21 protein-coding genes and 1 tRNA gene are annotated in these 26413 nt (G+C 44.2%); 11 read left to right on the top strand and 11 right to left on the bottom strand.

Features of this window, described 5'->3' with window-relative positions; all coding sequences use genetic code 11:
• Nucleotides 1-37: 37 nt before the first annotated feature.
• From nuoL to G395_RS0106065, 3 genes are all read right to left on the bottom strand, one after another.
• Entirely contained in the window at nucleotides 38-1996 is a 1959-nt protein-coding gene (gene nuoL / locus G395_RS0106075; RefSeq protein ID WP_026629236.1) for an NADH-quinone oxidoreductase subunit L, read from the bottom strand.
• Between the two features lie 61 nt (nucleotides 1997-2057).
• The gene (locus tag G395_RS0106070; RefSeq protein ID WP_229204038.1) at nucleotides 2058-3293 is read right to left on the bottom strand and encodes a serine hydrolase domain-containing protein; all 1236 of its coding nucleotides are present in this window, start codon (nucleotides 3291-3293) and stop codon (nucleotides 2058-2060) included.
• 75 nt (nucleotides 3294-3368) lie between these two features.
• Complete coding sequence (locus G395_RS0106065) at nucleotides 3369-4505, bottom strand: T9SS type A sorting domain-containing protein (protein ID WP_026629234.1); 1137 nt, start codon at nucleotides 4503-4505, stop codon at nucleotides 3369-3371.
• Nucleotides 4506-4784: 279 nt separating this feature from the next.
• Between G395_RS0106065 and G395_RS0106060 the strand changes: the two genes are divergently transcribed.
• Together G395_RS0106060 and G395_RS31000 are read left to right on the top strand one after the other, a co-directional pair.
• Complete coding sequence (locus tag G395_RS0106060; RefSeq protein WP_026629233.1) at nucleotides 4785-6113, top strand: hypothetical protein; 1329 nt, start codon at nucleotides 4785-4787, stop codon at nucleotides 6111-6113.
• Nucleotides 6114-6200: 87 nt separating this feature from the next.
• Nucleotides 6201-7226 (top strand): T9SS type A sorting domain-containing protein, encoded by a 1026-nt coding sequence (locus G395_RS31000; RefSeq protein WP_051350039.1) that lies wholly within the window; start codon nucleotides 6201-6203, stop codon nucleotides 7224-7226.
• Between the two features lie 151 nt (nucleotides 7227-7377).
• Here the strand turns inward: G395_RS31000 and asnS are convergent, their stop codons facing one another.
• A complete protein-coding gene (gene asnS, locus G395_RS0106050; RefSeq protein WP_026629232.1) occupies nucleotides 7378-8814 on the bottom strand; it encodes an asparagine--tRNA ligase in 1437 nt (478 codons plus the stop codon).
• Nucleotides 8815-9006: 192 nt separating this feature from the next.
• Here asnS and G395_RS0106045 point away from each other — a divergent pair, with 192 nt between their 5' ends.
• The 5 genes from G395_RS0106045 to G395_RS33055 all read left to right on the top strand — a co-directional run bounded on the left by G395_RS0106045 (nucleotide 9007) and on the right by G395_RS33055 (nucleotide 11924).
• Nucleotides 9007-9645 (top strand): hypothetical protein, encoded by a 639-nt coding sequence (locus G395_RS0106045; protein ID WP_026629231.1) that lies wholly within the window; start codon nucleotides 9007-9009, stop codon nucleotides 9643-9645.
• A gap of 19 nt (nucleotides 9646-9664) precedes the next feature.
• Entirely contained in the window at nucleotides 9665-10444 is a 780-nt protein-coding gene (locus tag G395_RS0106040) for an enoyl-CoA hydratase/isomerase family protein (protein WP_026629230.1), read from the top strand.
• Between the two features lie 90 nt (nucleotides 10445-10534).
• A tRNA-Arg gene (locus tag G395_RS0106035) sits at nucleotides 10535-10608 on the top strand.
• A 964-nt stretch (nucleotides 10609-11572) separates the two neighbouring features.
• Nucleotides 11573-11782, top strand: coding sequence for a recombinase family protein (locus G395_RS33060; RefSeq protein WP_374754375.1), 210 nt, complete (start codon nucleotides 11573-11575; stop codon nucleotides 11780-11782).
• Nucleotides 11757-11924, top strand: coding sequence for a helix-turn-helix domain-containing protein (locus tag G395_RS33055; RefSeq protein ID WP_374754374.1), 168 nt, complete (start codon nucleotides 11757-11759; stop codon nucleotides 11922-11924). Before G395_RS33060 ends, G395_RS33055 begins: the two co-directional genes overlap by 26 nt.
• A 27-nt stretch (nucleotides 11925-11951) precedes the next feature.
• Here G395_RS33055 and G395_RS0106020 read toward each other — a convergent pair whose 3' ends face one another.
• From G395_RS0106020 to G395_RS0105995, 6 genes are all read right to left on the bottom strand, one after another.
• Complete coding sequence (locus tag G395_RS0106020) at nucleotides 11952-12491, bottom strand: hypothetical protein (protein ID WP_026629228.1); 540 nt, start codon at nucleotides 12489-12491, stop codon at nucleotides 11952-11954.
• Nucleotides 12488-12967 carry an RNA polymerase sigma factor gene (locus G395_RS0106015; protein WP_026629227.1) on the bottom strand — a complete coding sequence of 160 codons (480 nt, stop codon included), beginning with the start codon at nucleotides 12965-12967 and terminating at the stop codon, nucleotides 12488-12490. Before G395_RS0106015 ends, G395_RS0106020 begins: the two co-directional genes overlap by 4 nt.
• Before the next feature lie 36 nt (nucleotides 12968-13003).
• Nucleotides 13004-14362, bottom strand: a complete 1359-nt coding sequence (locus G395_RS0106010) for a serine hydrolase domain-containing protein (RefSeq protein WP_026629226.1) — start codon at nucleotides 14360-14362, stop codon at nucleotides 13004-13006.
• Nucleotides 14363-14431: 69 nt separating this feature from the next.
• Nucleotides 14432-14707: a carboxypeptidase-like regulatory domain-containing protein gene (locus G395_RS0106005; protein ID WP_169720013.1), complete on the bottom strand. Its 276-nt coding sequence runs from the start codon at nucleotides 14705-14707 to the stop codon at nucleotides 14432-14434.
• Between the two features lie 86 nt (nucleotides 14708-14793).
• Nucleotides 14794-15936, bottom strand: a complete 1143-nt coding sequence (locus tag G395_RS0106000) for a DUF4932 domain-containing protein (RefSeq protein ID WP_169720012.1) — start codon at nucleotides 15934-15936, stop codon at nucleotides 14794-14796.
• Nucleotides 15937-16069: 133 nt separating this feature from the next.
• Entirely contained in the window at nucleotides 16070-17158 is a 1089-nt protein-coding gene (locus G395_RS0105995; protein ID WP_026629223.1) for a helix-turn-helix domain-containing protein, read from the bottom strand.
• A 617-nt stretch (nucleotides 17159-17775) separates the two neighbouring features.
• Between G395_RS0105995 and G395_RS0105990 the strand changes: the two genes are divergently transcribed.
• From G395_RS0105990 to G395_RS31585, 4 genes are all read left to right on the top strand, one after another.
• Complete coding sequence (locus tag G395_RS0105990; protein WP_026629222.1) at nucleotides 17776-20157, top strand: ABC transporter permease; 2382 nt, start codon at nucleotides 17776-17778, stop codon at nucleotides 20155-20157.
• Nucleotides 20158-21169: 1012 nt separating this feature from the next.
• Complete coding sequence (locus tag G395_RS0105985) at nucleotides 21170-25021, top strand: GEVED domain-containing protein (RefSeq protein ID WP_026629221.1); 3852 nt, start codon at nucleotides 21170-21172, stop codon at nucleotides 25019-25021.
• 19 nt (nucleotides 25022-25040) lie between these two features.
• Nucleotides 25041-25343 (top strand): phage tail protein, encoded by a 303-nt coding sequence (locus G395_RS31590; protein WP_084439462.1) that lies wholly within the window; start codon nucleotides 25041-25043, stop codon nucleotides 25341-25343.
• 36 nt (nucleotides 25344-25379) lie between these two features.
• Nucleotides 25380-25757 (top strand): phage tail protein, encoded by a 378-nt coding sequence (locus G395_RS31585; protein ID WP_084439460.1) that lies wholly within the window; start codon nucleotides 25380-25382, stop codon nucleotides 25755-25757.
• Here G395_RS31585 and G395_RS0105970 read toward each other — a convergent pair.
• Nucleotides 25738-26370 carry a response regulator gene (locus G395_RS0105970; RefSeq protein ID WP_026629220.1) on the bottom strand — a complete coding sequence of 211 codons (633 nt, stop codon included), beginning with the start codon at nucleotides 26368-26370 and terminating at the stop codon, nucleotides 25738-25740. The genes G395_RS31585 and G395_RS0105970 overlap by 20 nt on opposite strands.
• Nucleotides 26371-26413: the final 43 nt, after the last annotated feature.

Here is a 26413-nt window from a genome sequence, read left to right as displayed (position 1 = left end):
CAGCATTAAGTTAAAAATCATGGCCGGTGCGTTGCTTTTACAGGATTACCAGCCACAATATCAATAAAAACACGCCCATGGCAGTCACAATGAAATAAGACTGGATCTTGCCATTTTGTAAATTACGGACTGCCTGCCCGCCGGATTTGATCGAAAAGACCAGCAGATTCACCCCGCCATCCACAAAAAACCGGTCGAACCAGCCGATGAGGTGACCCAGGACAACGCTTACTTTGGCGAGCCGGTCAACGAACGAGTCGATTACCCGCTTTTCGAATATTTTCAAATATTTGGTAATGAATGTAAACGGAATGATGAAATATTGGGTGTTGGAATAGTCCCTTAGCCAAACCAGTTTTTGCAGCGCATTCGGAGCATTAACAGCATTTAACGTATTGATACTGAATGGGTTTTCTGATTTAATTTCTCTGTAAGCCAACAAAATGGAACCGAAAGTTGTCAAACTGGCCACAATGGGAACCCATACTAAATGCGCTTCTGAATGTTGTCCTATGAATGATAAAAACCAGCCAGCCGCGTCAAAAGGATTCCAGGAGAACCAGATGAAAACGGATAAAACCGCCAAAACTGCCATCGGAAGCCACATAATGGCTGGCGATTCGTGCGGGTGAATGCGTGTGGCATCAAATCTGTTTTGACCAAAAAACACCAGCCAGATCTGCCTCGTCATATAATAGGCTGTCAAGCCTGCGGAAAGGATCACGATAATGGGGAAAATATAAAACAATGCGCCCGATTCTCCTGCCCAAAGAAACCCTTCGGTAATGATCGCGTCTTTGGATAAAAAACCTGAAAAAAATGGCAACCCGGCCAATGCTGCGGCACAAACCGAAAAACAAATGAATGTGACCGGCAATGCTTTGCGCAGCCCGCCCATTGTGCGCATATCCTGCAAATCAAAATCAGAACCAAGGTCGGCCGGTGTTACGGCGTGAATGACCGAACCGGCTGAAAGGAATAATCCAGCCTTGAAAAATGCATGCGTGGCCAGGTGGAACAGGGCAGTTTGCCAGCTCCCGAAACCAACTGCAATGACCATTACTCCAAGTTGTGACATCGTGGAATAAGCCAAAACACGCTTGATATCCCAAACCTGAGTGGCCTTAATGGCCCCGATAAGCATGGTAATGGTGCCAATGATCGTTATAACCAGCTTAGCATCGAATGTGAGCAGAAAGGAAATTCTTGCCAATAAAAAAATCCCCGCAGCAACCATTGTGGCGGCGTGGATAAGAGCGGAAACGGGCGTAGGACCTTCCATTGCATCCGGTAGCCAGCCCGAAAGCGGAAATTGCGCCGATTTCCCCATGCAGCCGCCGAAAAGGCAAAGGCCGATGGCTGTCAGGATTCCGGGGCTTAGTGAGTCAATTTTGAGGGAGAGCACCTCAAAGTCGGTAGAACCAATATAGTAAAACAGCATTAAAATGCCTGTCAGGAATGCTGCGTCACCGATCCGGTTGAGCACAAACGCCTTTTGCGCAGCCCAAACAGCCCTGGGTTTGAAATACCAAAAACCGATGAGCAGATAAGAAGAAAGCCCCACCAGTTCCCAAAAAATATACATTACCAGCAAACTGCCCGAAAGCACAATGCCGATCATGGAAAACAGAAAGAGCTGAATGAATGCGAAATAGCGATGTAAGTTATTGTCGCCGTGGAGGTAAGCCGTGGAATAAAGCTGCACAAGCAATGCCACAAAATGCACGATCACGAGCATGATGCAGGTTAACGCATCAAAACGAAGTGGAATGTCAATGGAAGTGCTGCCAATTGTGAGCCAGTGAAAACTGACCACGTGCAATGATTGCGGATCTGCGTATAAAAAACTGATTATCAGTCCGGCAGCAGTTATGAATGCTCCCGCGAAACCTGCTGCTTTATTAAAACCTTTTCCAGCTAGCCAGAGCAAAAGAAAACCCGAAAATGGCAATCCCAACAGCAGACAAGCAGGTAAAAAGTATGCAGGATCGGGCATAGATGCGGGAATTCGTTTGTTTCGGCAAATATCCTGAATTCGCGGCCGAATTCAAACAATGCTAGATGTCTTTCTCAATCTCATCCACCTTGCCCGGTCCGTGGATCACTTCGAGCAGTTCCTTAAGGTCGTAAGTGGAGCGGTTATAGGAGTTTCCAAGCACAATGATCACCGCCTCGTCTTCCGGGCAAACCCACAGCATGGTGTTATAGCCTTTCCACCAGCCGCCATGATAAATGAATCGCGGCGTGTTGTCCTCTTTTGTGTGCATTCGGAACCCGTATCCATAATTCCGGATGCCTGCGCGCTCGAAACTGCGTGGTTTGAATGCTTCGTCCAGGAGTTTTTTATCTAATAACAAGCCTTGGGTCAGACCGTTGTAAAATCTATAAATGTCGCCCGTTGTCGAATAAAGCCCTTTATCCCCGACCACATCATCATAATAATCCTTTTCCAATCTCCGCCCGAACTGGTGCCCGTCGGTCCTGTTCTGCCTGGCAGCACTAGATGTGTCTGTCACCAAGAATGAGTTTGTCATACCGAGGGGCGCAAAAATCTGGTCATACAGATAAGTGCCGAAATTTTCGCCCGATACTTTTTCAACAATGGCGGCCAGCACGCAGTAATTTGTGTTGCAATAATTAAATGATCTTCCCGGGCGATTGTAAGGCGTAGGAGTAGGGACGACTTTGGCATACCAGTCCATAATATCCAGATTATCAGGATACTTTTTGCCATGGCGCACGCTATCATCAAAAGAATAAATGTAATTGGGAAGTCCGCTGCGGTGGCTTAGAAGCATATCCACTTTCACGCCGTGATAAGGGAAATCAGGAAAAAACCGCTGCACTGAATCATCCAGGCTAACACGTCCTTCCTGCACAAGTTTAAGGACGGCAATGGCCGTAAATGGCTTCGAAAGCGAGGCAAGCTGAAACCTTGAATCGCTGGTCAATGTATCCTTCTTTTTTAGATGGGCAAAACCAAAGGAATCCTGGTAAAGCACTTTCCCTTTCTGAACAATGAGCACATTACCATTGAATCCAGCCCTTTTTTTACGCCTGAAAATGTCTTCAATTTTGGCAATTTTTGCCGCCGTGGCTGCATCCGGATTTTTTACAGGAACAGGGTCCAGTTTGGAGACCATCTTGCCATCGACCAAAATTTCTTCTGGTCCCGACTTCTTTTTCCGCACCAATCCCCAAGAAATGACGAGGATAACCAGAACAGCTAATGCCGCCCACCACACTTTCGGCTGCACTTTTTTCAACATAGGCTTCAAGCCATTTATTTTCATCAGAACGTCGCTTTCCTAACGATGAATCGCAGGTAATTTTTATACTTAAGCAACACAAATTAAGCGCACAATATTTTACGGAACTAATACTTTCGCATGTTCTTTAATGCCATTTTTTAGATAACATAATAAATACAAACCCGGCGAAAGTGCCTGAGCCGGAATTAAATCAACAGATCCCTGCGCATTTAATTCGGGTTTTATGGCTATACGTAAACCGGCGAAATTGATGAGCTCTAATGATTCCGGATCTATATTTTGACCAAAAACGGAGATTCTCGAAGCGGAGGCCGGGTTAGGAGCAACATAAAATGAAGGGGTTTTAGATTGTACATTGACATCCGCCTGAGCCGAAAACACAATGCTGCCATCCGTGTCCGTCATGCAAAGCCTGTAATGGTTGGTTCCGGCGGCAGGCATTTCATCCAAAAACTCGTAACGGGTTCTTCCCTGCGTCTCGCCACTTGCAGCCATCCGTGCGATTTCTGTGAATGTGTTAAAGTCGTTGCTGCGCTCGATGCGGAATTCCTTGCTGTTCTTTTCCCAGGTTGTTTCCCACGAAAGTAGCGCTTTGCCTTCCTTCGCAGTTGCTTTAAAAAATGTGACATGGATCGGCAGGACAATTGCCAGCACATCTCCGTTCACAATGATTTCATCGAACCATAATGTGCCGTAAATGCTCGTTGGACTGTAACTGTAAACGCGGAAGGTAAATATGTTTTCAGAAAGGTCGTTGAACCCGACCGGGACCGGAAATGTGTAGAACTGGCTCGGATTGACCAATGTGGACGCCGTAAGATCCGATGCGAAGCCATCCATGCCCGTTCGGATCTTGAATTGTTTTGGCCCGTCGGGCGAGCGCCTTAGCCTCAGGGAAATGCTTGAAATGTTGTATTTAAATGATTTGGCAGTGAATGCAAACTCCATGTAGCGGCCCACCGAAAAGGAATTAGGCCAGGGCCGCACGACATAAGCCGCTACCATTGCTCCGCCGAGCCCGTAACCGCCATTAAGCGCATTGGTGTTCCCGCCACCCGCCAGCACCGCGTCTACAGGCACGAAGTTGGCATGATTGGAAACGCCGCTCTGGGTGTAATCCATCGACCATTTGATTTTAAACGCTTCCTGGGCAAAGCCGGATGAAACAAAAAACAGCACCATTGACCAGGTCAGAGTGATGCTGTTTCGGAAAGAATTGAAGTGAGTTTTCAAGTGCGCGAAGTTTAAGATTTACAGTATTTACATTGTTGATACGGTAAATTTTAAAAAGGTCACGCGGGGATTGTCTAATTGCTTTCGACGCTGAAAGACAAGTAAATATAATAGGAATACCGTTGGTTCACTCAGGCTAACCCTTTATTCATTACATCATCTAAAGTCTAATTCGCCACTCCAAATTACAACCCGTAATCCGGATTGCTCGGACCTAGCTCAAACAATGAACACAAACAATTTTTAAGATGCTTATGAACATTTAAACACTATAATATTATGAAAAAGATTTTTCTATCAGCTATCGCTATTTTTCTTCTTGCATTAGGACATTCCAATGCCCAGCTTCTACAGGATTCTCATGGGGATCCCTGCGCAAACTGCGTTCCTTCCGGATGGACAATAGCAGCATACCAACCTAGCATTTCTAATATCAAGTACTTGGGGGGAAACACTTCGGCAGGCACTACCTGGAATCCCGCTATCTTACCTCCACCAACTTTTGATGCTTGTCTTGACCCTTTGGCGAATGGGTTTCTTACAATTATGGCTAACTACTTGGGCACCGCAGTGGCTCAAACAACAATCAGTAATCTGACACCCGGGCGGAAGTATAAAATACACTACAATGTGATCTCATTAAGAGTCGGCAATCTAGGCTTTGGTACGCAAGCGAAGCTAGGTCTTGTCTCTGGAGGTTCGGGAATAAACGTCACCAAGTTTCAACCAGGCGGTGGGCCAGGATTAAGTAATGTCAGCACTTGGATTCCCCAGGTTCTGGAGTTTACAGCAACAGGAACCACTGCAGTCGTAGCCTTTTCGGGAGAAGGCGGACAACTGACGGGCTACCTGGGCCTGGATATCGGACACAGTGCAATTAACGCATGTGACGCCGGTTTATCCCAAGTAGCGTTAATACAACCCATTAATAAGGGAACGAATAAGTGTCCTGAGGCCACTGTCAATCTAAATGATTTTGTTGTTGCTGGTACTCCGCCATGTCCGTCATGTGTTGTGGTTTGGCAGCAATCCCAGTATCATAGCGAACCTCTAAATTTAACCGATGCGCATATTGCTGCTGCGGGGGATGGGCAGTATTTTGCTTTTTGGTATGATAAGCACAATTCGTGCTTTAATACGGACCTCTCTACCTCATTGGTTACTGTTCAAATAAGCGATTGCCCCGACCTGAGTCCTTCTCTGGATATCAATGCAATAGTTGTTACTGAGGCAAGTAAGGATTTTGTGGTTAACCTTTTTGAAAACAGTGGCGTACCTACTTCAGGAACTGTCACATTTCGTATAAACAAAGTTGGAGGATTTAAAATAACTTATCCAACTGTGAGTGGTGTCTCTGATGTATTTCAAGGAGGTACGCCTAACCAAAATAGCAACTGGACGTTTTCAGAAAATGCCAGTTATATCACCGCGTCTTCCACAACACCCATTCCTGCAAAAGGAAAAGCGGTTGTTGGTTTCACGATAGAGCCAAATGAAGGAGTCACACCCGGTACTGGCCAGAACATAAAAGCAACACTTATTGGTAAGACGGGTGGTGATAAAGATTCGCGCAACAACGCGATAGTGACATCTATTTCCACAAATTAAGGCCTGTCAACAAAAAGTCCCGTGCTATATATAGGCCAATGCAATACTATTCAATTTTTAGGTCGATCCTTTAATTCAAAATGAACAATGAAAATCAAAACACTTTTACTTAGGAGTCTAATTGCCGCTTGCACCTGCATTTTCAATTTTGCACATGCACAGGATATCGGCATAAATATTACGCCTTTACAGTCATCAATTCTCAACTACGAGACAGGCGCAATTGATGTGACGATATGCAATGATGATCCAGATCCGATAACTGCTCCTGCTAATAGAATACGACCACTAATAAGCTTTTCAGAAAATCTAACGATTACCGATGTCGTTAATAGCGATGGAACTCCCCTAAGCGATTTTACAATCCTCTCACTGGAGAATATTCCGGGCAGCCATTCGGTTCGTTTACTGTACAACCCTACCCTTGAAAATGCAACTTGTATTAGTTTTCATATTCTGTTTACTGGAAATAAGGTCGGTAACGGGATTATAGTGGCAAACCTTGGTTTTGCAGATCCCGGCCAAACTCCGGGAAACGACACTGGTAATGACAATAGCACAACAACCACACCTGTCGAGGTAAACCTCCCGGTAATGCTAAAAGAATTCAATGCTTCAAGCGAAGGAAAAACTGCATCATTGACCTGGGCCACAACCGAAGAAACCAACAGCGACCGCTTCGATGTGCAGCGTAGTTTTGATGGAAAAAAATGGAAAACAATTCAGACAGTGGCTGCAACGGGTGAAAGTAAGGCGCAGGTCAACTATGTTGCGGTTGATAATGATCCACTGGAGGGTAACAACCTTTATCGTTTGCATATGATTGACAAAGATGGAACGAGCGCTTATAGCCGGATTCGTACTGTTAAGTTTGAGGGTGTTGCTACCTACACGTACCCTAATCCTGTTTCTGAGGAATTGACAATTCAAGCTGCTGATTGGAGCAAGATTTCGAAAGTGAAGATTGTCGGTTCTGATGGAAAAGAAGTTTATCGTTCAGCTGGTAAGCCCTCGTCAAAAGTGAATGTGAAGGGTATGCCGAAGGGCGTTTATGTAGTACAATTGACAAACACCAATGGATCGGAAACCACCTATAAAATCGTGGTCAATTAATAATTTTAAACAGTAACCTATCCTCGAACATCGGCCAAACTCAATAGCGTTAGCTACAAAATTGAGTTTGGCCGAATAGTTATCTGATCTTACCCCCTCCTTACTTTCATTTTCTTTATAGGATAGATTACCAAAAACCTTCAAAATATTATCAAAACTCTGCGCTCTTCGGGTAACGCGGGAACGGGATCACATCACGAATGTTGCTCATGCCTGTCACAAACAGCACAAGGCGTTCGAATCCAAGTCCGAAACCAGAGTGCGGTGCGGTTCCGAATTTACGTGTTTCCAGATACCACCAGAGGTTTTCAGGATCAATGCCTACCTCTTTCACCCGGCCCAGAAGCTTGTCATAATCTTCTTCACGCTGACTTCCGCCGATGATTTCACCAATGCCCGGGAACAGCACGTCCATCGCACGAACCGTTTTGCCATCCTCGTCCAGTTTCATGTAGAACGACTTGATTTCCTTCGGATAATTGGTCAGGATAACCGGCTTTTTGAAATGTTTCTCCACCAGATAACGCTCGTGCTCGCTGGAAAGGTCGATTCCCCAGCCGACTGGATATTGGAATTTCTTTTCTTTATGTAGTTTTGATTTTAATAGAATTTCAATGGCCTCCGTGTAAGTAAGGCGCTCGAAAGGATTATCCACCACGAAGCTCAGTTTTTCAAGCAGCGGGATCGAGCGCTCATTTTGCGGCTTGTTTTTATCTTCTTCTGCAAGCCTGTTTTGCAAGAAATTCAGATCGTCTTTGCAGTGGATCAATGCATAAGTGATCACTTTTTTGACAAAATCCTCCGCCAGGTTCATATTATCTTCCAGCTCGAAAAACGCCATTTCCGGCTCAATCATCCAGAATTCGGCCAAATGGCGAGTCGTATTAGAATTTTCGGCACGGAATGTTGGTCCGAATGTATAGATTTTAGAAAGCGCCATCGCACCCAGCTCGCCTTCCAGCTGGCCCGAAACCGTCAGGTTAGCCTCTCTTCCAAAGAAATCCTCTTTAAAATTGATTGCTCCTTCTTCCGTTCTTGGCAACTTATTGAGGTCCAATGTCGTAACCCGGAACATTTCACCAGCCCCTTCCGCATCCGAAGCCGTAATGACGGGCGTGTGCAGATAGAAAAATCCACCATCGTTGAAATACTGATGCACCGCAAAAGCCAATGCATGGCGAATGCGCAAGATCGCACTGAATGTGTTCGTACGGGGGCGCAAATGCGCTATTTCGCGTAAAAATTCGAGTGAATGCTTTTTAGGCTGCAAAGGAAAAGACTCCGGATCAGCCGTCCCGTAAACCAGAATGTCGTCGATCTTCACCTCGACAGCCTGACCAGAACCTTGTGATTCAACAAGTTGACCAGTAATTTTAAGGCAAGAACCGGTGGTAACCGTGCTCAGCAATTCAGCAGAAAACTGGCCAGGCTCAGCCACTGCCTGAATATTATGAATGGTGGAACCGTCATTCAACGCAATGAAAATCGCGTTTTTGCTCTCACGTTTTGTCCTGACCCATCCCTTTACTGTAACGGACTGGTTTTCAGGAGAAGTCTGTAAAATGTCTTTAATCTGCAGCGGTCCCATTTTCTTTTTGGTTCAATCTTAATTTACTGAATGCTTGTGAATCCGGCTTTCCGAATGAGGCGCAAAATTACAAATTACCCTACGAAAACCTATTCCGCACGCCTAACTTACTTTTCTGCGGGAACTGACTCTTGTGCAGACTGGTTTTCAGCGTAATTTTGTCAATCACATCCGGATTAAAGACACTCTGCCTTGAATAATCGAATCGCACTCATATTATCTGTAGTATTTCACCCGCTGATCCTCACTACTTACTTGTTCGCCCTCTTGTTTATCATTACCCCTGATCTGGTCGGCGTGAGTGCTTTTGAACTGCCGGCATTGGCCAGTTTGCTGTTGCTTTTATTCCTGAACACCTTCATTGCGCCTACATTGGTCGTTTATTATTTCCAAAAAATGGGCATTATCAGCACCATGCACGTCGATGACCTCGCAGAGCGCAGGCTGCCTTATCTGGCCTGCATCATTATCTATGGCATTGCCACGTATCTTTTTGGCTGGAAATTGCAACCCATCGCAGAACTCGCCCCGCAAATTGCGATCATTCTCGGTGCGGCCACGGTTTCGCTGCTTATTGTTACTGTTGTAAGCCTGTTTTGGAAAATCAGCGCCCACGCAACCGGCATAGGCGGTTCCCTGGGCATGCTCACCGGCCTGCTCATCCGCCACGACGAAGCCCAACTGCTTATTCCACTGATAATTACAGTCCTGGTCGCAGGCTGGCTGCTCAGCGCAAGGCTGCATTTGAATGCGCATACGCCCGCACAGATTCTAGTCGGCGTTATTTGCGGTGTTTTTGTGAGTAGCCTCACCGTCTATTTTTTCTTTTGACAAAAAACACTTCACAGCCATGTACCAGCACATTATTTTCGAAAACGCACATGGCATCGCCAGGATCACGCTGAACCGGCCGCAGGTTTACCATGCATTAAGCCCTGCATTGATCAACGAAATTACCATTGCTATAAAAGCAGCCGATAGCGACGAATCCGTGCGCGTCGTAATCATCACAAGCGAGGGCGACAAAGCATTTTGTTCCGGCGCAGATTTGAAAGAAACCGCAGGCTCAGGGCAGGGTGCCGGCGAAATTTTGCGGGAATATTACAACCCTATGATTCAAGCCATCCGGAACATTCCAAAGCCCGTGATTTGCAGGCTTAATGGTCTGGCAGTAGGAGCGGGGTGCTCACTCGCGCTGGCTTGTGACGTCGTCATTGCGCGTGAAGACACTTATTTAAGCTTATTATTTGTTCAAATCGGCCTCATGCCCGACGCCGGCGCCACATTCTTCCTGCCTCGATTGGTAGGCGCTGCACGCGCATTCGACATCGCATCCACCGGCAGAAAAGTCTACGCCCCGGAGGCCGCCATCATCGGCCTCATCAGCAGATCCGTACCCGCAGACGAGCTGGACGCAGAAATCGATAGAACCGTTGCTTACTACCGCGATGCACCCACGCAAGCCATCGGCGCCATGAAGCTCGTCATGAACGAATCCTTTCATTCCAATCTGGCCCAAATGCAGCAACACGAACTCGAAAACCAGGAAAGATTATTCAAAACCCACGATGCCCAGGAGGGGATTTCTTCATTTCTACAAAAGAAAAAGCCTGATTTTCAGGGCAAATAAAGTTTCGAAAAATTTTTTTCAGCATTTTTTACAACTTGCTATTGCTCCAAGCGCCTCCATTTCCTATCTTTGCACTCCAATTCAGGAATTGGTTGCGTAGCTCAATTGGATAGAGCACCTGACTACGGATCAGGAGGTTTGGGGTTCGAATCCCTACGTGACCACTTGAAAATCAAAGACTTAGCAAAATTTGCTAGGTCTTTTTTGTTTTAGTTGCAATAAAACTTGCAATAGATTTGACCAGTCCTAAACCTATTAAAAAATTAGTTAGAATATCCGCAAAAGGTTTTTTTTTCTCTTTGATCGTCAAACACGGCGGAACATCAAACTTGACAGAGAGATATGCATCAAATTTCAGACGAACAATATCAACGCCTCTTGAGAGCATCCAATTTCAGATATTGGTTTTGCTTAGTCTCTAGATCCCAATCTATCCAATCACCAACAAAGTACAGTTTAACCTGCCAGTTCACAATATCCAGTAATTTGTTTCGCTGTACCACTAATCTGTAATTTTAAAGCGGTATAATTGGGGATTTCAAGAGCTATTACGGAAGGGAAATCCTGGTGCCTGAGAGTACGGAAATACCACCGAATTTTTAGACAGACACAAGCGGTTACATATTCTTGACAAAAAAAGGGATAAAATACCAGTGTCTGGATATGGAGCATACAGAGATAGAAGGAACACCTAGTAAATAGCCTGCCTGAATTAAGAATCCATTGAATGTCTTGGTGGAGCAGCAATCTTCGTATAATGAAGCATTCGGGTATACAACTTTGAAACCGTTAGCTGGTCGACGCACAAGCGCCACGGCCTTCATCTCGCAATGTCATTAGGGAGCGCCTTTCCAAATTCACGGAGTGATACTTGTACATAGCACCACAAGACTTAACCGATCAAATGAAAGTCTTTCCTGGTTCCGCAGCTTTTCTGGAACAACGCCGGCAAAGTGATCTTTTCTTTAATCGTTTTTGGCTGTGACTGTGAGTCGTTTTGTTACAAAATAAACGATAGTTTGTGCTAGGGCTTCTGAAATTGAACGAGATCTGAACAGCAAGTGAACGAAAGAGTCACTTGCAGCAAAGAAACTATCAGGGATAAAGCTTGGCCGACCAACGGGCCGTGTGGTAAAAGCAAGCTTGATCAATTCAGCCGAGAGATCGAAGCATTATTACTTAGTGGTCTTACCGACATCCACTTCGACAGGTAAACTGGTATTTCACCTTTTTGGTGCTCTTGCGGAATTCGAACGTAACCTGATACAGGAGCGAACCATGATAGGTTGTCAGCTCCCGTTCCCGGGGCCGGTTGGGAGGGCGTCCCAAAACACTTAGTGCAGATAAACAGGAGCTCGCCATTCAGCTTTACGAAGCAAAAAAAACATCAGTAAAAAAAATATGTGAAATGCTTGAAATCAGTAAACCTACCCTTTACGCATACATAAGGGCAAGTGTAAAACAGTCCATCAACATTTAATTGAGATGATTACCTATTATTTTACGTTTACGACTGCCAATTTTCAATGCAATCACCAATTCTCTTTATCCTGGCAGACCATATCTTATAATTTATATAAGCCTGAATGCCGACGAGCAAGGCCAAGCCAAAAAGCGTCCAGTTTTTCTCAGTATCGAGCTCTATGGAAGAAACAAAGAAAATTAATAGGCAAATCAAAGAGACCGTCCGTGTCAGCAAAGAAACCATAGCGTATCCTTTAAGCTTTTCATGATAGTTGGTCATCGACTGCAAAATATCTTCTCCTGATACAATGTTTTTTGCGGCCAAGTAGCCCATCAAGCTATGGATGATGACCATAAAAAAAGATCCAACAAGTAAGAAATTGGCGTATACCGGTTTTTTGTCCCCATCAAACATCGTATAGTAAACAGCTAGAAATAAGACGTACGACACCATTTCTATGGCAAGCCGCAGTCTGATAGCATTTAACTGGTTATTGCCTCTTTTTATCATTGGCTGCTCTTTCATGCCGGTATTTTCGGGCTTAAGATTTTTCCAATCGTTTTTCAATTCATCAATATTCATTTTGCTGGATTTAATGTTTTTTTCAACTTAGACCTAATCCTTCCCATCTTTACGGCAATATGGTTTTCGCTCAACCCCGTTATTTCTGCCATCTGGCGATAGTCGAAGTCTTCGAAATACAATGCGAGTAAAGCCCTGTCTGCTTCATTCAGCTTTTTTAGTATGACAAACAGCTGTTCTTCTCTTTCCCGATCTTCATATTCAATGTTGCTGTCTTCCTTGTCAGGTAATCGCTCGGTAAATGATAACATTATACGCTTCTTTCGATAGCAGGCCATTGCGGTGTTAAGGGCAATTCTGTATATCCAAGTACTTTGCTTGGACTTTCCCTCGAACTTTGCGAAAGACTGCCACAACTGTAAAACGATCTCTTGAAAAAGATCCTCGCGGTCCTCAGGGCTGTCCCGGTAAAGTCGTGAAATCCTATGAATGGTGGCCTTATGCATGGTGATCATTTCCAAAAACTGTTTTTCCATGCTATTTGTTTTTGACAAAATGAATTGATTGTCCTTTTATGTTGGCTTTGAGGCCTTTAATGGTGTTGTGTGCATCTTTTTCAAATTCAATCTGCACGGGCACCTTTTTGCCAAAAAAAACACAGAGTTATCCGAGGGATACAATTCGAAGAATGGGTTTTGGCCCATTTTCGCATAGAGCTGCTCTCCTTTTAAAAAAATCGCTAATAGATGGCCATTATCTGCGGTATATGTTCCCTGGAATTTGTCAAGTTGCGATGCCTCCATTACTATATGGGTACGTACAACGGGCATGTCAAACCTGTCTCCGAAAAGGATGCTTTCAATACTGGACTGCATTTCCCCAACTGGCAAAGTGGAAACATTACTTAGGATAACTACTGAAATCTTTGCATTTGGATAGTATCCTGAAATAGCAGAACATCCAAAAGTCCCCCCACCAGTAAAATTAAAATCCTTTTCTGGGTTTGAAGATCTCCTAAGAAACCAGCCATAACCGTAGGATTCGCTACGTCCGTTAACCGGTTGTGAATTTTGAATGGTGAACAGCTGGTCTGTGACCATTTTGTTGAAATGGCCACCATTTAAGGCATTGTTCCACTTTGATAGATCGCTCGCGGTTGAATACATGTTGCCCGACCCCTTCATTAAAGCATAGTCCCGATGTGGTGCCGCGATCAGTCGATTCGCTAGTTGATGATATGGGGAAACCATTCCTTTAATAATATCTATTGCATTGCCTACTCCTGTGTGATCCATATGCAATGGAGCTGTAATTTTCTCCCTTAGGATAGCATCATAACTTTTGTGGTAAACTATTTCCAGAATACTCGCCAGAATAAAGTATCCAGGACTGGAATATTGCGTTTTGGTACCCGGAATAGACAATAGCCTCAGGTTGAAAATCTCGTCTGTGGCCTGCCGGCCCGAGAGTGGTAGAAACGAAGTTTTATCCCAATAATCCGCTATCCCTTCATTGTGTGGAAGGCCGGAGGTGTGGGTAAGCAATTGCCTGATAGTTATGACACTCCAATCTGATTGGCCAAGTTGGGGGTAATATTTCCTGAGTTGATCATCGAGCGTTAACTTATTCTCTCCGGCAGCCAACACTACCAACATAGCAGTAAACTGTTTGGTGATTGATGCTATTCGAAAAACAGGATCGGAAGAAAACCGTACGTCGAGCTCTAAGGACGCTTTTCCTACAGATTGTCGATAGATTATACTATCATTCCTGGCAATCATGACTGTTCCGTTAAAGCCAATTAATTGCTGCTGTACGTTCAAATAACGGTCAAGCAAATCAGTCTGTTCTTTTTGAATCTGGGCTGTGGATCTTGTCGAAAATCCGGGTACACAAATAAAAACGAGTATAAAAAATTTTAATCTGTTCATCTTTCTCCCTGTTAATGCGCACCATTAGTTGCGATTCAGTGAAAAAGATGACAAATGATAACGAAATCTTTAATTACTGACTACAAATACTCCGGAGGTAGGCCAACCATTCCCATAGCCAAGATAGCTCACTACAATTGAATCAGTCGGAACTGCATTAGCGATATAAATAGAAAAATGACCTTTTGAATCGGCTATTCCCCCAATGTTTTTGCCCTTGACTACCACGCTTGCATATGGCAAAGCAGTATCATTCTGACTATCATTTATAATCCCAGTAAATGATTGCCCAAACATTGTTATAGGCAAACCGATTAACAGACAAAGTAATTTAACCTTACTCATTGGCATAGAATAGAAAAGCTACCAGTAGATGCTCAAAACTACATGTACTGTTGTGAAAAGGAGTTGCTTACTAAACGGCTTCCCAATCATTGTGAACCAGCACTCTTAGCCAGCTCCTGCATTGCAGCCTGAACTGCATGGCTGTATGATATGCTTTGTGATTTTTTGTACTTGGCCAATTCGTTTAGGATCTGCGGTAAGTATATAAATTGTCTGTCGGCTTCGTAATGTTTCCTGAGCCGCTGCGTATCAGCTTTATTACCGCGATTATGTGAAATCATGATTTCTCCTGCCCGTACAAAATGTTCATAAAGACACACCTTCCATGATGTATATCCCTGATTGGCCATTCTCTCTTTTATTGGCTCAAAAAGCTTTTCTGTTTTTGTGAACATTTCCCAAGGCAGTTTATCTATCACCGGATTCACAAACGAATGTCCGAATTCGTGTGTGCTCAATTCGAGCAAATGTTTTTGATCGTTAAAACCCATGTCGGTTTCCGACGAGTCTTTGAAAGTGGGCATTCCGAATGCGCCGAATACATGGAAAGCATGTTTTTTCTGATGCTCGGAATAATTGATACCAAAGCCCATTCCCGGCGGGAGGGTCAGACTGGGGACCAGGATATAACTATCAAGATGCGCCTGATAAAAGTTTTCCATCGCTGGAATGAACAAACTGTCCGGCACGCCGCGCTGCACCTGGGCCAGCGCATTTTCATATTTGGACCGGTTCTTTTCCAGATAATTATCAAAATTAACTTCCTGCCAGAGCTGATTCATAGCATCAATGAATATCGTCACGTTTCTTCTGGCTTCCAACGTGTCTTTCTTGGCAGAAAAAGCAAGATAATAGCTTGCACCAATCTCCCTTCGCAATGTTGCATTTGGAAATTCATCTAATTGAACCAGCAGATTGATCAACTTATCAAGCCAGATATCTTGCGCAAAACCAATTATTACAGCCAAGTGCTTGCTTTTTTCGTAGTCTTTGTATTGCCGGTACAAATCCAGGCCGTAGGCGTAACGGGCCTTTGTTTTGGCAGAATACTCATCCATTTCGGCCTGCGCGCCCTCATAGCCAAGAAAGTATACTAACCCCAGCAGTTCAATATTTTTATTGATCCGTATTTCAAACTGGCGGATAGCAGATGCCTTTCCATGGGGCCGAGTAGTCTGGCAAAGAGCGGGCAAAGTAAGGGTAAGAACTAAAAGGAGCAGGATTTTCACTTTCATCAGATTTTGGCTGTTTCTGTCTTAAAAAGCCAAAACAAGTGAAATGAAAAGCATAAAGCGCCTTATTACGTCTTTCCGGACGTCCGAAATCATGATTTTGGACACCAGTTTAGATCACTATCACCGCCTATTCTTGCAAAGGCAAATATTGAGAAGGGGATTTTCCAGTGTGTTGCCGAAATACTTGGTTGAAGGTGGATTTCGAATTAAATCCCGCTTCGAATGCCAATGCCAGCACGGTCTTATGCTGCTCCTTGGGGTCGCCAAGCTTGCGGATCACTTCTTCTACGCGAAAACCATTTACAAAGTTGTTGAAGTTAGAAGAGCAATGCGTATTGACCAGATAAGAAACATACCTTGCAGGCAAATGCAGGTGAGCCGCTACATCTTCCAGCGTCAGCCGCGACTTGGTGTACAATGCATCCTGCTTGAATGCTGCGTGCAGTAATTGTAATTGGGCCAAGTCGTCGTATTGGAAAAATTCAGGTCTGTCAAGCGTTTTTTGTTTGTGCAAGGAAGGCAGCATGAAAAAAGTGGGGTCCAGATAACCAAGATAACCCAAGCCAAACAAACAGGCTGTCAACAGAAGGTTTATCCCCTCAAAGACAGGCCATTCTAAAATCACCCCGGCAAACCACATGAACATTAGAACTGTAAGAAACCCAAACAAACCGTACAGCCTGAAATAACTCAGTTTACTAAGTGCGGACGATTGTTGCTGCCAGGCAAGACGAAACCTGTTTAGCTTCTTCGCATAAATCGACAATACAATGAACATCCCAATGATCGGCAGTACTTCAGTCCAAAAAAACCAAAATGGATTTTGAAGTAACGAAGGTCTTTTCACACCCGGCGAACTTGCATAAGCCTGCCAGAACAAACGGAAAGCGACTTCTACCACAACCGGAAGATAAACTAACAAGTATTTCTTTTTGAACTGAAAATCAGGAGTGGTAGTAAACCGGGCAAAGAACCAGAGCGATATAGGAAGCAACAAATAACTCTGGTAATTCCAAAAACGGAACGGGTCGGGTTGCTGGTGATAGTGAACTTGAATACCCCATGCACTCAGCAGCTCCTGAGCAAGTAGGATAAGCATCAACCCCAAGAAAATTTGTTCCTTGGCACCTCTAACACCGCGGGCGATTAGAGAAAGGCTAAGAACAAATCCCTGTCCCGAAGCCAGCAAAAAAGCGATGGCTTTCCAATTTTCCATTTAATTTTTGTTATACACCGCTTATTGAATTAATGGCTGGCGATTTACATTTTAAAGCATCGTTGTAGTGATATTTAATGCCTTTTTTACATCCGTTACAACGGGAGGTTTAAAAGTAATCTAACCAGAAGGGGAAAATGCGCGTTTAGAGCTAATGGGTACCTCTTAGAGTTTTATTTACTTTAAAGGGTATACCTTAAAATACTGCAAGCCAATGACCCGTCCTGAATATTGGTACCGATATCAAGGCAATTTAATTCTGAAATTTTTCTTGCGAAATAGTCCGGAAATTTACATCGGAGATCTGATTCCAGGCCCATCAGGGATGTAATAAAACGAACCCTTTTAAACCACAAAAACGCTCCTTCGCAAGACTGTGGTTCCCCTACTCATCAGAGTCTATATCCGCCGTACATATTGGACGCTTGTGAGACAATAGAAATATAAGGCAGGAGCAAAGATACCATTCATAGAAGCGGACACTCTCGGTTGAATGTGTCCGAAATCGTACAATAAATTTTGTCTTTTCGTTAGTAGGAATGCACAAAAGCATTTTTAGTGATTAGGCACAATAGTGGACTCTTTCAAAATCGCATACATTCAGACGGAAGATCACCATGTTAAAAAACTATTTAAAAATCGCCTGGCGAAACCTAATCAGGGCCAAAGGTTATGCATTTATTAACATTGCCGGATTAGCCATCGGGATGGCGGCTTCGACTTTGATATTCCTTTGGATTCAGAGTGAGTTGAAATATGATCGATTTTACGGTAAAACGGACCGGCTTTTTCAAGTTTATAACAAAGATAAATTCAGTGGAAATGAACAGGTTTGGGAAACAACGCCGCGTCCTTTAGCAACTGAATTGAAAGTGAACTATGCAGATATCGAAGATGTTTCCCGCTATCGTCCGGGTTCCTTTTTGCTTTCCGCCAATGATAAAAATCTGAACACGAAGGGGGCTTTTGCTGATCCTTCGTTTCTGAACTTGTTTGATTTACCTCTTTTGACTGGGAATGCCAGCACTGTTCTTTCGGAAAATAATGGGATTGTCATTACGGGTGCGCTGGCTGAAAAGCTATTTGGAACTACAGATGCGATTGGTAAAACCGTTCAGGTTGAACACAAGGACAATTTTTCTGTCACGGGCGTTTTGGGCAATATTCCCGATAACTCTCGGTTCAAAGAAATCTCATATATTTTACCATACAGTTATTTTATATCGCTTGGCTGGGGATCGGATGAATGGAGCTCCAATAACGATTATACCTATGTACTTTTGAAAGAGAAGGTTAATTCAGTTCTCGTCAATGATAAGATCAAAAAGGTTACAGCCGCTCACCTCAAAGGCATTGTCGACGATGTTTCAAACAGACAGATTTTTCTGCATCCTGCCAGTAAATGGCATTTGTACTCCAAACAGGAAAATGGACAGCTAGTTGGTGGGCAGATTGCGACCGTTCGTCTGTTCGGTATTATTGCGGCTTTTATTTTGCTTATAGCTGCCTTTAATTTTATTAATCTGAGCACAGCCCGAAGCGAAAAGCGCGCCAGGGAAGTTGGTATCAGAAAGGTTGCCGGTGCTAAAAGAATTTCATTGATTTTGCAATTCATCAGTGAATCAGTAGCACTTACTGTTCTGGCAGGGATAGTGGCATTTTTAGTGATTCTGTTATGTGTTCCCACTTTTAATAATCTTACGGACAAACGACTTTCTCTGGATTTTGGCTCACTTTATTTCTGGTTAACTGCTGTTTGTTTTGTACTATTTACTGGTTTGCTTGCCGGAAGTTTTCCTGCATTCTTTCTCTCTGGATTCCAGCCGATAAGTGTAATGAAAGGGACATACAAAGCTGTTAATGCTGCATTTTCTCCAAGAAAGGTGTTAGTAGTAGCTCAGTTTACTTTCGCTATTGTGCTGATCATTGCGACTTTGGTAATCAAACGGCAAATTAATCACGCCCAAAACAGGGATAGCGGCTACAATAGGAGCAATCTTATTTTTAGTAAGTTATCAGGTGATTTAAGCAAACATTATACAGTAGTCCAACAGGAATTGATTCAGAGGGGGGCGGCTGTTTCTGTCAGTAAATCGCTTGGACCAATAACGGACATCAATACAAGACAATGGGGACTTGCCTGGCCAGGAAGTACACAAGCGGACAAGGATCAGGAATTTGACAGGTTTGGAGCGGACATGGATTTTTTAAAAACCAACGGCACCAAACTTGTTGCCGGCAGGGAGATTGACATTAATAAGTATCCCACGGATTCAACGGCTGTCATGGTCAATGAATCAGCTGTGAAAACCATGCGTTTAGAAAACCCGATAGGAGCATTAGTGAAGTTTCAGGAACTTGAATGGCATATTGTTGGTGTAGTGAAAGATTTCATTTTTGCTTCTCCATATGAAACTGTAAATCCTGTGATCATCGCTGGTCCGGGCGGCCCAATGACGCTAAATTGGGCGAGCATTCGATTAAATCCCGCTAATTCAATTGCGAAAAATCTGCAAGTAGCCGAAGCGATTTTCAAGAAATACAATCCAGGTTACCCATTTGAATATTCGTTTGCCGACGAATCCTATAGGGCCAAGTTTGCCGATGAGCAACGAACCGGTTCATTAACAGGAATTTTTACTGGACTTACGATTTTTATTTCTTGTCTGGGATTGTTTGGACTTGCAGCATTTACAGCCCAGCAAAGAACCAAAGAAATCGGCGTTCGAAAAGTACTTGGCGCAACAGTCGCTAGCATCATCGGTTTATTGACAAAAGATTTTATTCTGATCATAATCACATCCTTCGCAATCGCTGCACCGATTGGTTGGTATGCAATGGATAAATGGCTGCAGGATTACAATTATAGAATCGCTATTGGAGCAGGATTGTTCGCAGTTACCCTAATATTCGCTATTTTAATAGTTGTATTAACCGTTAGTTTTCAGGCAGTGAAAGCGGCGTTGATGAATCCCGTGAAATCGCTTAGGAGCGATTAGGGGGTTACTGTCCTCACTCGTGCTGATGACAATGGGTTGGATTAAAAAGATTGTAACCTAAACAACCACCAGCCTGCTAGAACCTCTATATGGAACTGGTATGAGTATCCATATTAGTTGAAAGCATATCAATATGCTTTCGAAGGGCCAGTTCCGGCTAACAGATTTTTCAGAAAAGGTAAACTTTAAACCCTTCAATATTCAAAGATGGCTGAGATTTGCATGTAGCGCACATTTCACCAGAAAAATGCTCTATCCAACTCGCGGTACTTTTGGTCCTATCTTTTAACCTAACCCCATAACCTGAACGGGCCTAAAGATAGCGACTATCTTTAATCCGCATCAATTCATCCAGTACCGGGTACCGGTCGGCCATCGTGGAATGGGAAATTTCGTACGAATGTTGGCGGCCCCCTGTTTTCGGTTTAAAGGTTGGATTAACATGAAAGGAGAACAAATGGCTAAATCTCATAAAACCCTCGATTTTTGCCACGAAAGTGTTGCATTTGTCATACGGGTCCACATATAGAAGACCGTTGCATGTGGACGCCGGTAGCAAAAAATAATTACAGTTTAAGGTGTGCCACCTCACCATCTATGAACGCATACCTGCCTCCAAGCGACATTAGCCCAGCTTTTTGCTGGATCTCCAAATTTCACTTTAACGACCGAATAACTTTCAGTTAAAGCCGATAGATGAAATCTATATGCTTTGGTTAAACTGCCGTTTGTATCAGATTATTCATCATTCCAGATTCTTCAAGCATTTTTTCGATACTACCCTTTGCTATTGTCCGAAGTAGTGAGCGGTGTATAGCAACCAAGAACACGCAGGTATAGCAAATATTTGCTATTGTACAATGTGTGTTGTTTTCTGTTTTTTGCATCGCAACTTACTGCTTATAGTCCAGAAAAACTTATTGGAGCAAAAGCCAACTAACTGCTACCAACTGACTGCTATCAAAACTCGCCTAACAGGACAATTTTCATAAAATACCTTAACTACGTTCGGATGAAAATCAAAAAACTTTACTCAACATTTCTAATAATCCTTTTGTGTCTTGCCAGTAGCGGCATCATTAATGCACAAACTTATTGCACTTCCACGGGTGGCCCTGTCCAGGATATTGTAAAGGTGCAGATCGGCACATTAAACAATTCTTCAACTTGTAATCAAACAGCTGGCACCGGATCTGTGCCGGGCGGTTATTCGAATTACACCGATCTTGCAGCCCCGGATCTTTTTATATTAAAACCAATATCTTTCTCAGTCGATGTTGCTTATTGCACCGGTTACCAGGCGACAACAACTTCGGTTTGGATCGACTATAACCACAACGGAAGTTTCGATGCGCCTGTGGAACTCGCGTTTCGCTCCGGGCAAGTCTCCGAACCATTTCATACTGTTACAGGGACAATCACTGTTCCGCTGAGTGCTTTGACAGGCCCTACCCGTATGCGGATTATTACGTCAAACGTAAACGTAGAGCCTTGCGGAAGTTATACCGGCGGCGAAACAGAAGATTATACAGTGAACATTACAGCCGTGCATTGCTCGGGACCCCCTGCACCGGGAAATACCATCGCAAGTCAAACCACTGCCTGCCTTAACGGAACGGTTGATCTGTCGTTTTCATCATCTTCTGCATTGAATAGTGCTGATGCTGTCGGGTTCACCTATCAATGGTTCAATAATGAAGGTCCTATTGCGGGCGCTACTAACCCGACATACACGGCAACCATCACGGCTGCGGACAATTTTTATTGTATCGTTACATGCAGCCAAAGCGGCCAAACGGGTCAATCGACTCCGGTTGCAATTAGTTTGACACCATTTTATGCATGCTATTGCGCTTCTGTTGCTACCAATACCACAGGTCCGGACATTTTTAATGTAACAGCAGGGACACTGAACAACGCTTCTGACCTTTCTCAAACCGGAGGGCCAGGATCTATTTTAAATCGATATTCCAATTACACCACGCTTGTGGCGGCTCCGGTCTTTGATCGACTAACCACGATTCCATTTTCAATCCAAGTTGCGGAAAACAGCGGTAATGCGGCCACTTCCATCTGGATCGACTACAACCAGAATGGCATTTTTGAAGATACCGATGAAAGAGTATATCAGACATTGCAGCCAAATTCTGGCAACCATACAGTTAACGGTTCTTTCACGATTCCTTTAAGCGCTGCAACGGGCATCACAGGTATGAGAGTCGTTACAAATGCCGGTCAAAATCCGGTAGGCTCTGCTTGTGAAAATTATGGTGAGGGAGAAACCGAAGATTATGTCGTAAACATTGGAGAAGTTCCTGCATGCAGCGGCGACCCGATCCAAACCAAAACAATTGCCACACAACTTCCCGTGTGCCCGGAAGCAAGGTATACCTTCACGCTCAGTCCTGCGATTATTACTACCGGCAACACGTATCAATGGTATAATGACGCGGGACCGATTGCAGGTGCAACAGAGGAAACATATACTGCTACAATTACAAGCCCGGACAACTTTTATTGTGATGTGACCTGTTCCAATGGCTCAAAAACAACAAGATCAATCCCGGTTTCTGTCTTGACATGCTATTGCACTTCTACCGCTTTGAGCGGACCAACATTAGATGTTACTAATGTAACCGCAGGAACATTAAATCATTCAACCAATTTTTCACAAACCGGTGGACCTGGATCCGTGCTGGGTGCCTATTCTGACTTTACTACGGTGGTGGATGCACCCGTATTTAATCAACTGGCAACGATCCCGTTTTCAGTATCCGCAGGCGGGACTTCCTCTTATTTCCACATTGCTATCTGGATAGACTACAACCGTAACGGAACCTTTGAAAGTCCGGGTGAATTTATACATCAGGAAAGAGGTTTTCAGAATTTGACCACTACTGGCTCATTTATTATTCCTAAAACCGCATCAACAGGCATCACCCGTATGCGGGTCATTACCACTGTTGGTCTTACTCCGCTTAATTCCGCCTGCCAAAATTATGGTCAGGGGGAAACCGAAGATTATCTGATCAACATTCTACCACCTCCTGCCTGCAGCGACAGCCCGCTACAACTGAATGCAATAGCTACGCAAAACCCGGTTTGCCCGGAGGTGAGTTTCACTTTTTCCCTCAGTCCTATTATAATTACCTCGGGCAACACCTACCAATGGTATAATGATGCTGGTCCGATTGCAGGTGCTACGAATGATACATATACTGCGACCATCACAGGTCCTGACAACTTTTACTGCGAAGTAACCTGTCCAACCGGCGCAAACACAACCATATCAACACCGGTGGCTGTGCATGACACATTTCTTTATTGTCCTTGTACATCTGCGTCAGATGACAATTCAGGTTCTGACATATTCAATGTATCAATTGCTGAATTAAATAATTCTTCTAATTGTGGTCAAACCGGAGGCCTGCTCTCCCTACACAACAGATATTCAGATTACACTAACCTGGTATCTGCGCCGAACCTTACAGTATCAAATGCCATTCCAATCTCTATTCGGATGGGTCAGTGTGGATCTTTTGGTTTAAGTGCAACATCTGTTTGGATCGACTACAACCATAATGGCAGTTTTGATGCGCCTGCGGAAAGAGTGTATTTCTCATCAAATAACTTTTCTCCGGACTATACATTGACGGGTTCTATTACGATTCCGGAAACGGCCTTGCCAGGATTATCGCGCATGAGAGTCATATCTGGTAACGGGGGAATAGGTGATTCTGCTTGCGGAGGTTATGCCAGTGGTGAGACGGAAGATTACTTTGTGAACATCATTGTTCCGACTTGTGATGGTAATGTCTCTCTCCCGACAGCAGCAACAACCAATACGCAAAATGTTGCCGCAACGCCTCTTGTAGCCAATAATTGTGAATATATAGCCAAAGTAGTGCCCCTAGAAGGCTTTACTGAGGCTACTATAAAAAGCTGGCTTGAAACAACCCCGCCTTTCAGCTATGTGCCCCGGCATTATGAAATTACGCCAAGCACTAATGCAAGCACAGCAACCGGCACGGTAACCTTGTACTTCTCACAAGCCGACTTTGATGCCTATAATGCAACCATTACTGCAGGCCTTTTGCCAATCGGCCCGAATGATGTCTCAGGTATTGCCCATTTCCAGATTGTTAAATTTTCAGGAACCAGTAACACAGGCTTGAATTATTTCGGGCCGCCATCCTATATCCCTGACGGGTCAAACTCCTGGAATGCAGGAGATTACACTTTTGTCTGGAATGCCATCAATTCCATCTGGGAAGTGACATTCCCTGTATCCGGATTCAGCGGCTTTATAGCGAAATCAATTGAACAACCTTTGCCAGTAACATTGATTTCTTTCACAGGGAAAGCCGTAGAGAAGAGCAATGAGCTTACCTGGAAAACCAGCTCGGAAGTTGATTTCAGTCATTTTGAAATCCAAAGGAGTTTGAATGCAAAAACATTTGAGAAAATAGGCGAGCAAGCACCCGACGAGCGACGAACTTACACTTTTCTTGATCTTAATGCACCTGTTGGAAAAGCATATTACCGCCTGAAAATGATAGATCTGGATACCAAATATGCTTACTCAAAAATAGTTGCATTGGGAAGCGATACAGAAAAATTCCTGGTCGGAAATTTTTACCCAAATCCTGGTACTGGTAAAGTATACATTGAAATTAATGCAATCAAGAAAGGCCCTTGGAACATTACCCATTATAACGTAACAGGGAGAGTATTATCTCATAAGAGCAAGATTTTACAACCTGGGCCGAACATTATTACGATAGACAAGCTGTCCCCGGGTTTAAACATTTTGAAATTTGACAACGGAAGTATTTCCGAAACCAGGAAAATAGTAAAAGAGTAGCATTTTAAGGATTCTTGCCATGGATTACCCTTATGTTGGCGAAATTAAAATGTTCGCCGGGAAATTCGCTCCCGAGGGCTGGCATTTCTGCGATGGGACGCTGCTTCCCATCGCAGAAAACCATTTTCTCTTTCACGTGCTGGGAACCACATACGGCGGCGATGGACTGATAACCTTTGGCCTTCCCGATCTCAGAGGTGAGATGCCGGTACACCAGGACGAGGGCCCCGGCGGCGGGGAAAGGCCTTTTGATAGCAGCGAGCCCTATATATATGTCAACTACATTATTTCACTGTATGGGATATACGCGCCAAAGAGCTGAGCGGAAATTCATCCCTGTTTGCCCTAGCTGATAGTCATGAGAGAACCTTTTCTGGCAGAAATAAAATATATTCCGACTCGCAATGTACCCGAAGGCTGGGCCAGGTGTGACGGCCGGGAAATGCGCATTGCGGAGCATTCTGCATTGTTTGAATTGTTGGGAACCATGTTTGGCGGCGATGGACAATTAACTTTCGCATTGCCTAATTTGGCGGGGCGTAAGCCAGTTCAGATCGAATTGCATGCGCAGATGCTTGTACTAGCTAATCAGTTATCGCGCCCGCTTGGTCTGGAAAGAAGTGCTCAGCCGCAGTCGGTAGCGCCCACTTACGAATCGACAAATTTCTGCATTGCATTAAAGGGCATTTTTCCGTCAAGCAACAAAACCCCGGTCATCAGACCAACCTTTCCCTGATCGCCAGACTCACCGCCTCGGTGGCGCTATTTACGTAAAGCTTGTCATAGATATTGCGGATATGGTTGTTGACCGTATTGTAAGCAATATCACATTCAGCGGCAATTAATTTGTAGCTGTAACCTTTAACCAAAAAGCCTAATATGTGCCTTTCTCGCTCGGTCAGGTGGTAATCTTTTTTAGTTGTCGTCTGAGCAGAGAAGTAACGTAGCACTTTGGTAGCAATGCTGCCGGTCATAGGCGCACCGCCTTCAAGCGCTTCTCGCAAACTTTCAATAAATCGCTCGGGACTTGTTTTCTTTAACAGATATCCATTGGCACCGGCTTGCAGACTACCAAAAATCCGCTCGTCTTCTTCAAAGTTCGTTTGGATCAGCACAGGTAATGCGCCGAAATGCCTTCTGATCAGGACGGTTGCATCTATGCCGTTTGTGCCGGGCATGTCGATATCCATGAGCACAAGGTCAGGCTTCGATTCGGTGATGTTGGCCAAAAGGTTATTGGCATTGGGGAAAGTTCCGGTGCACAAGAAACCCTCAGAAAGATTGAGGAGCATGGAAACGCTGCTTAACCGCTCCTGATTATCATCGAAAATAGTGATCCTTGACGCCATACAGTAAGTTAACAGCACTAATATGATATTGAAATAACATGCT

The sequence above is a fragment of the Dyadobacter alkalitolerans DSM 23607 genome (genome assembly GCF_000428845.1).
GTDB lineage: Bacteria > Bacteroidota > Bacteroidia > Cytophagales > Spirosomataceae > Dyadobacter > Dyadobacter alkalitolerans.
The sequence above is the reverse complement of the archived record's forward strand: the minus strand, read 5'-3'. Positions and strand labels throughout refer to the sequence as shown.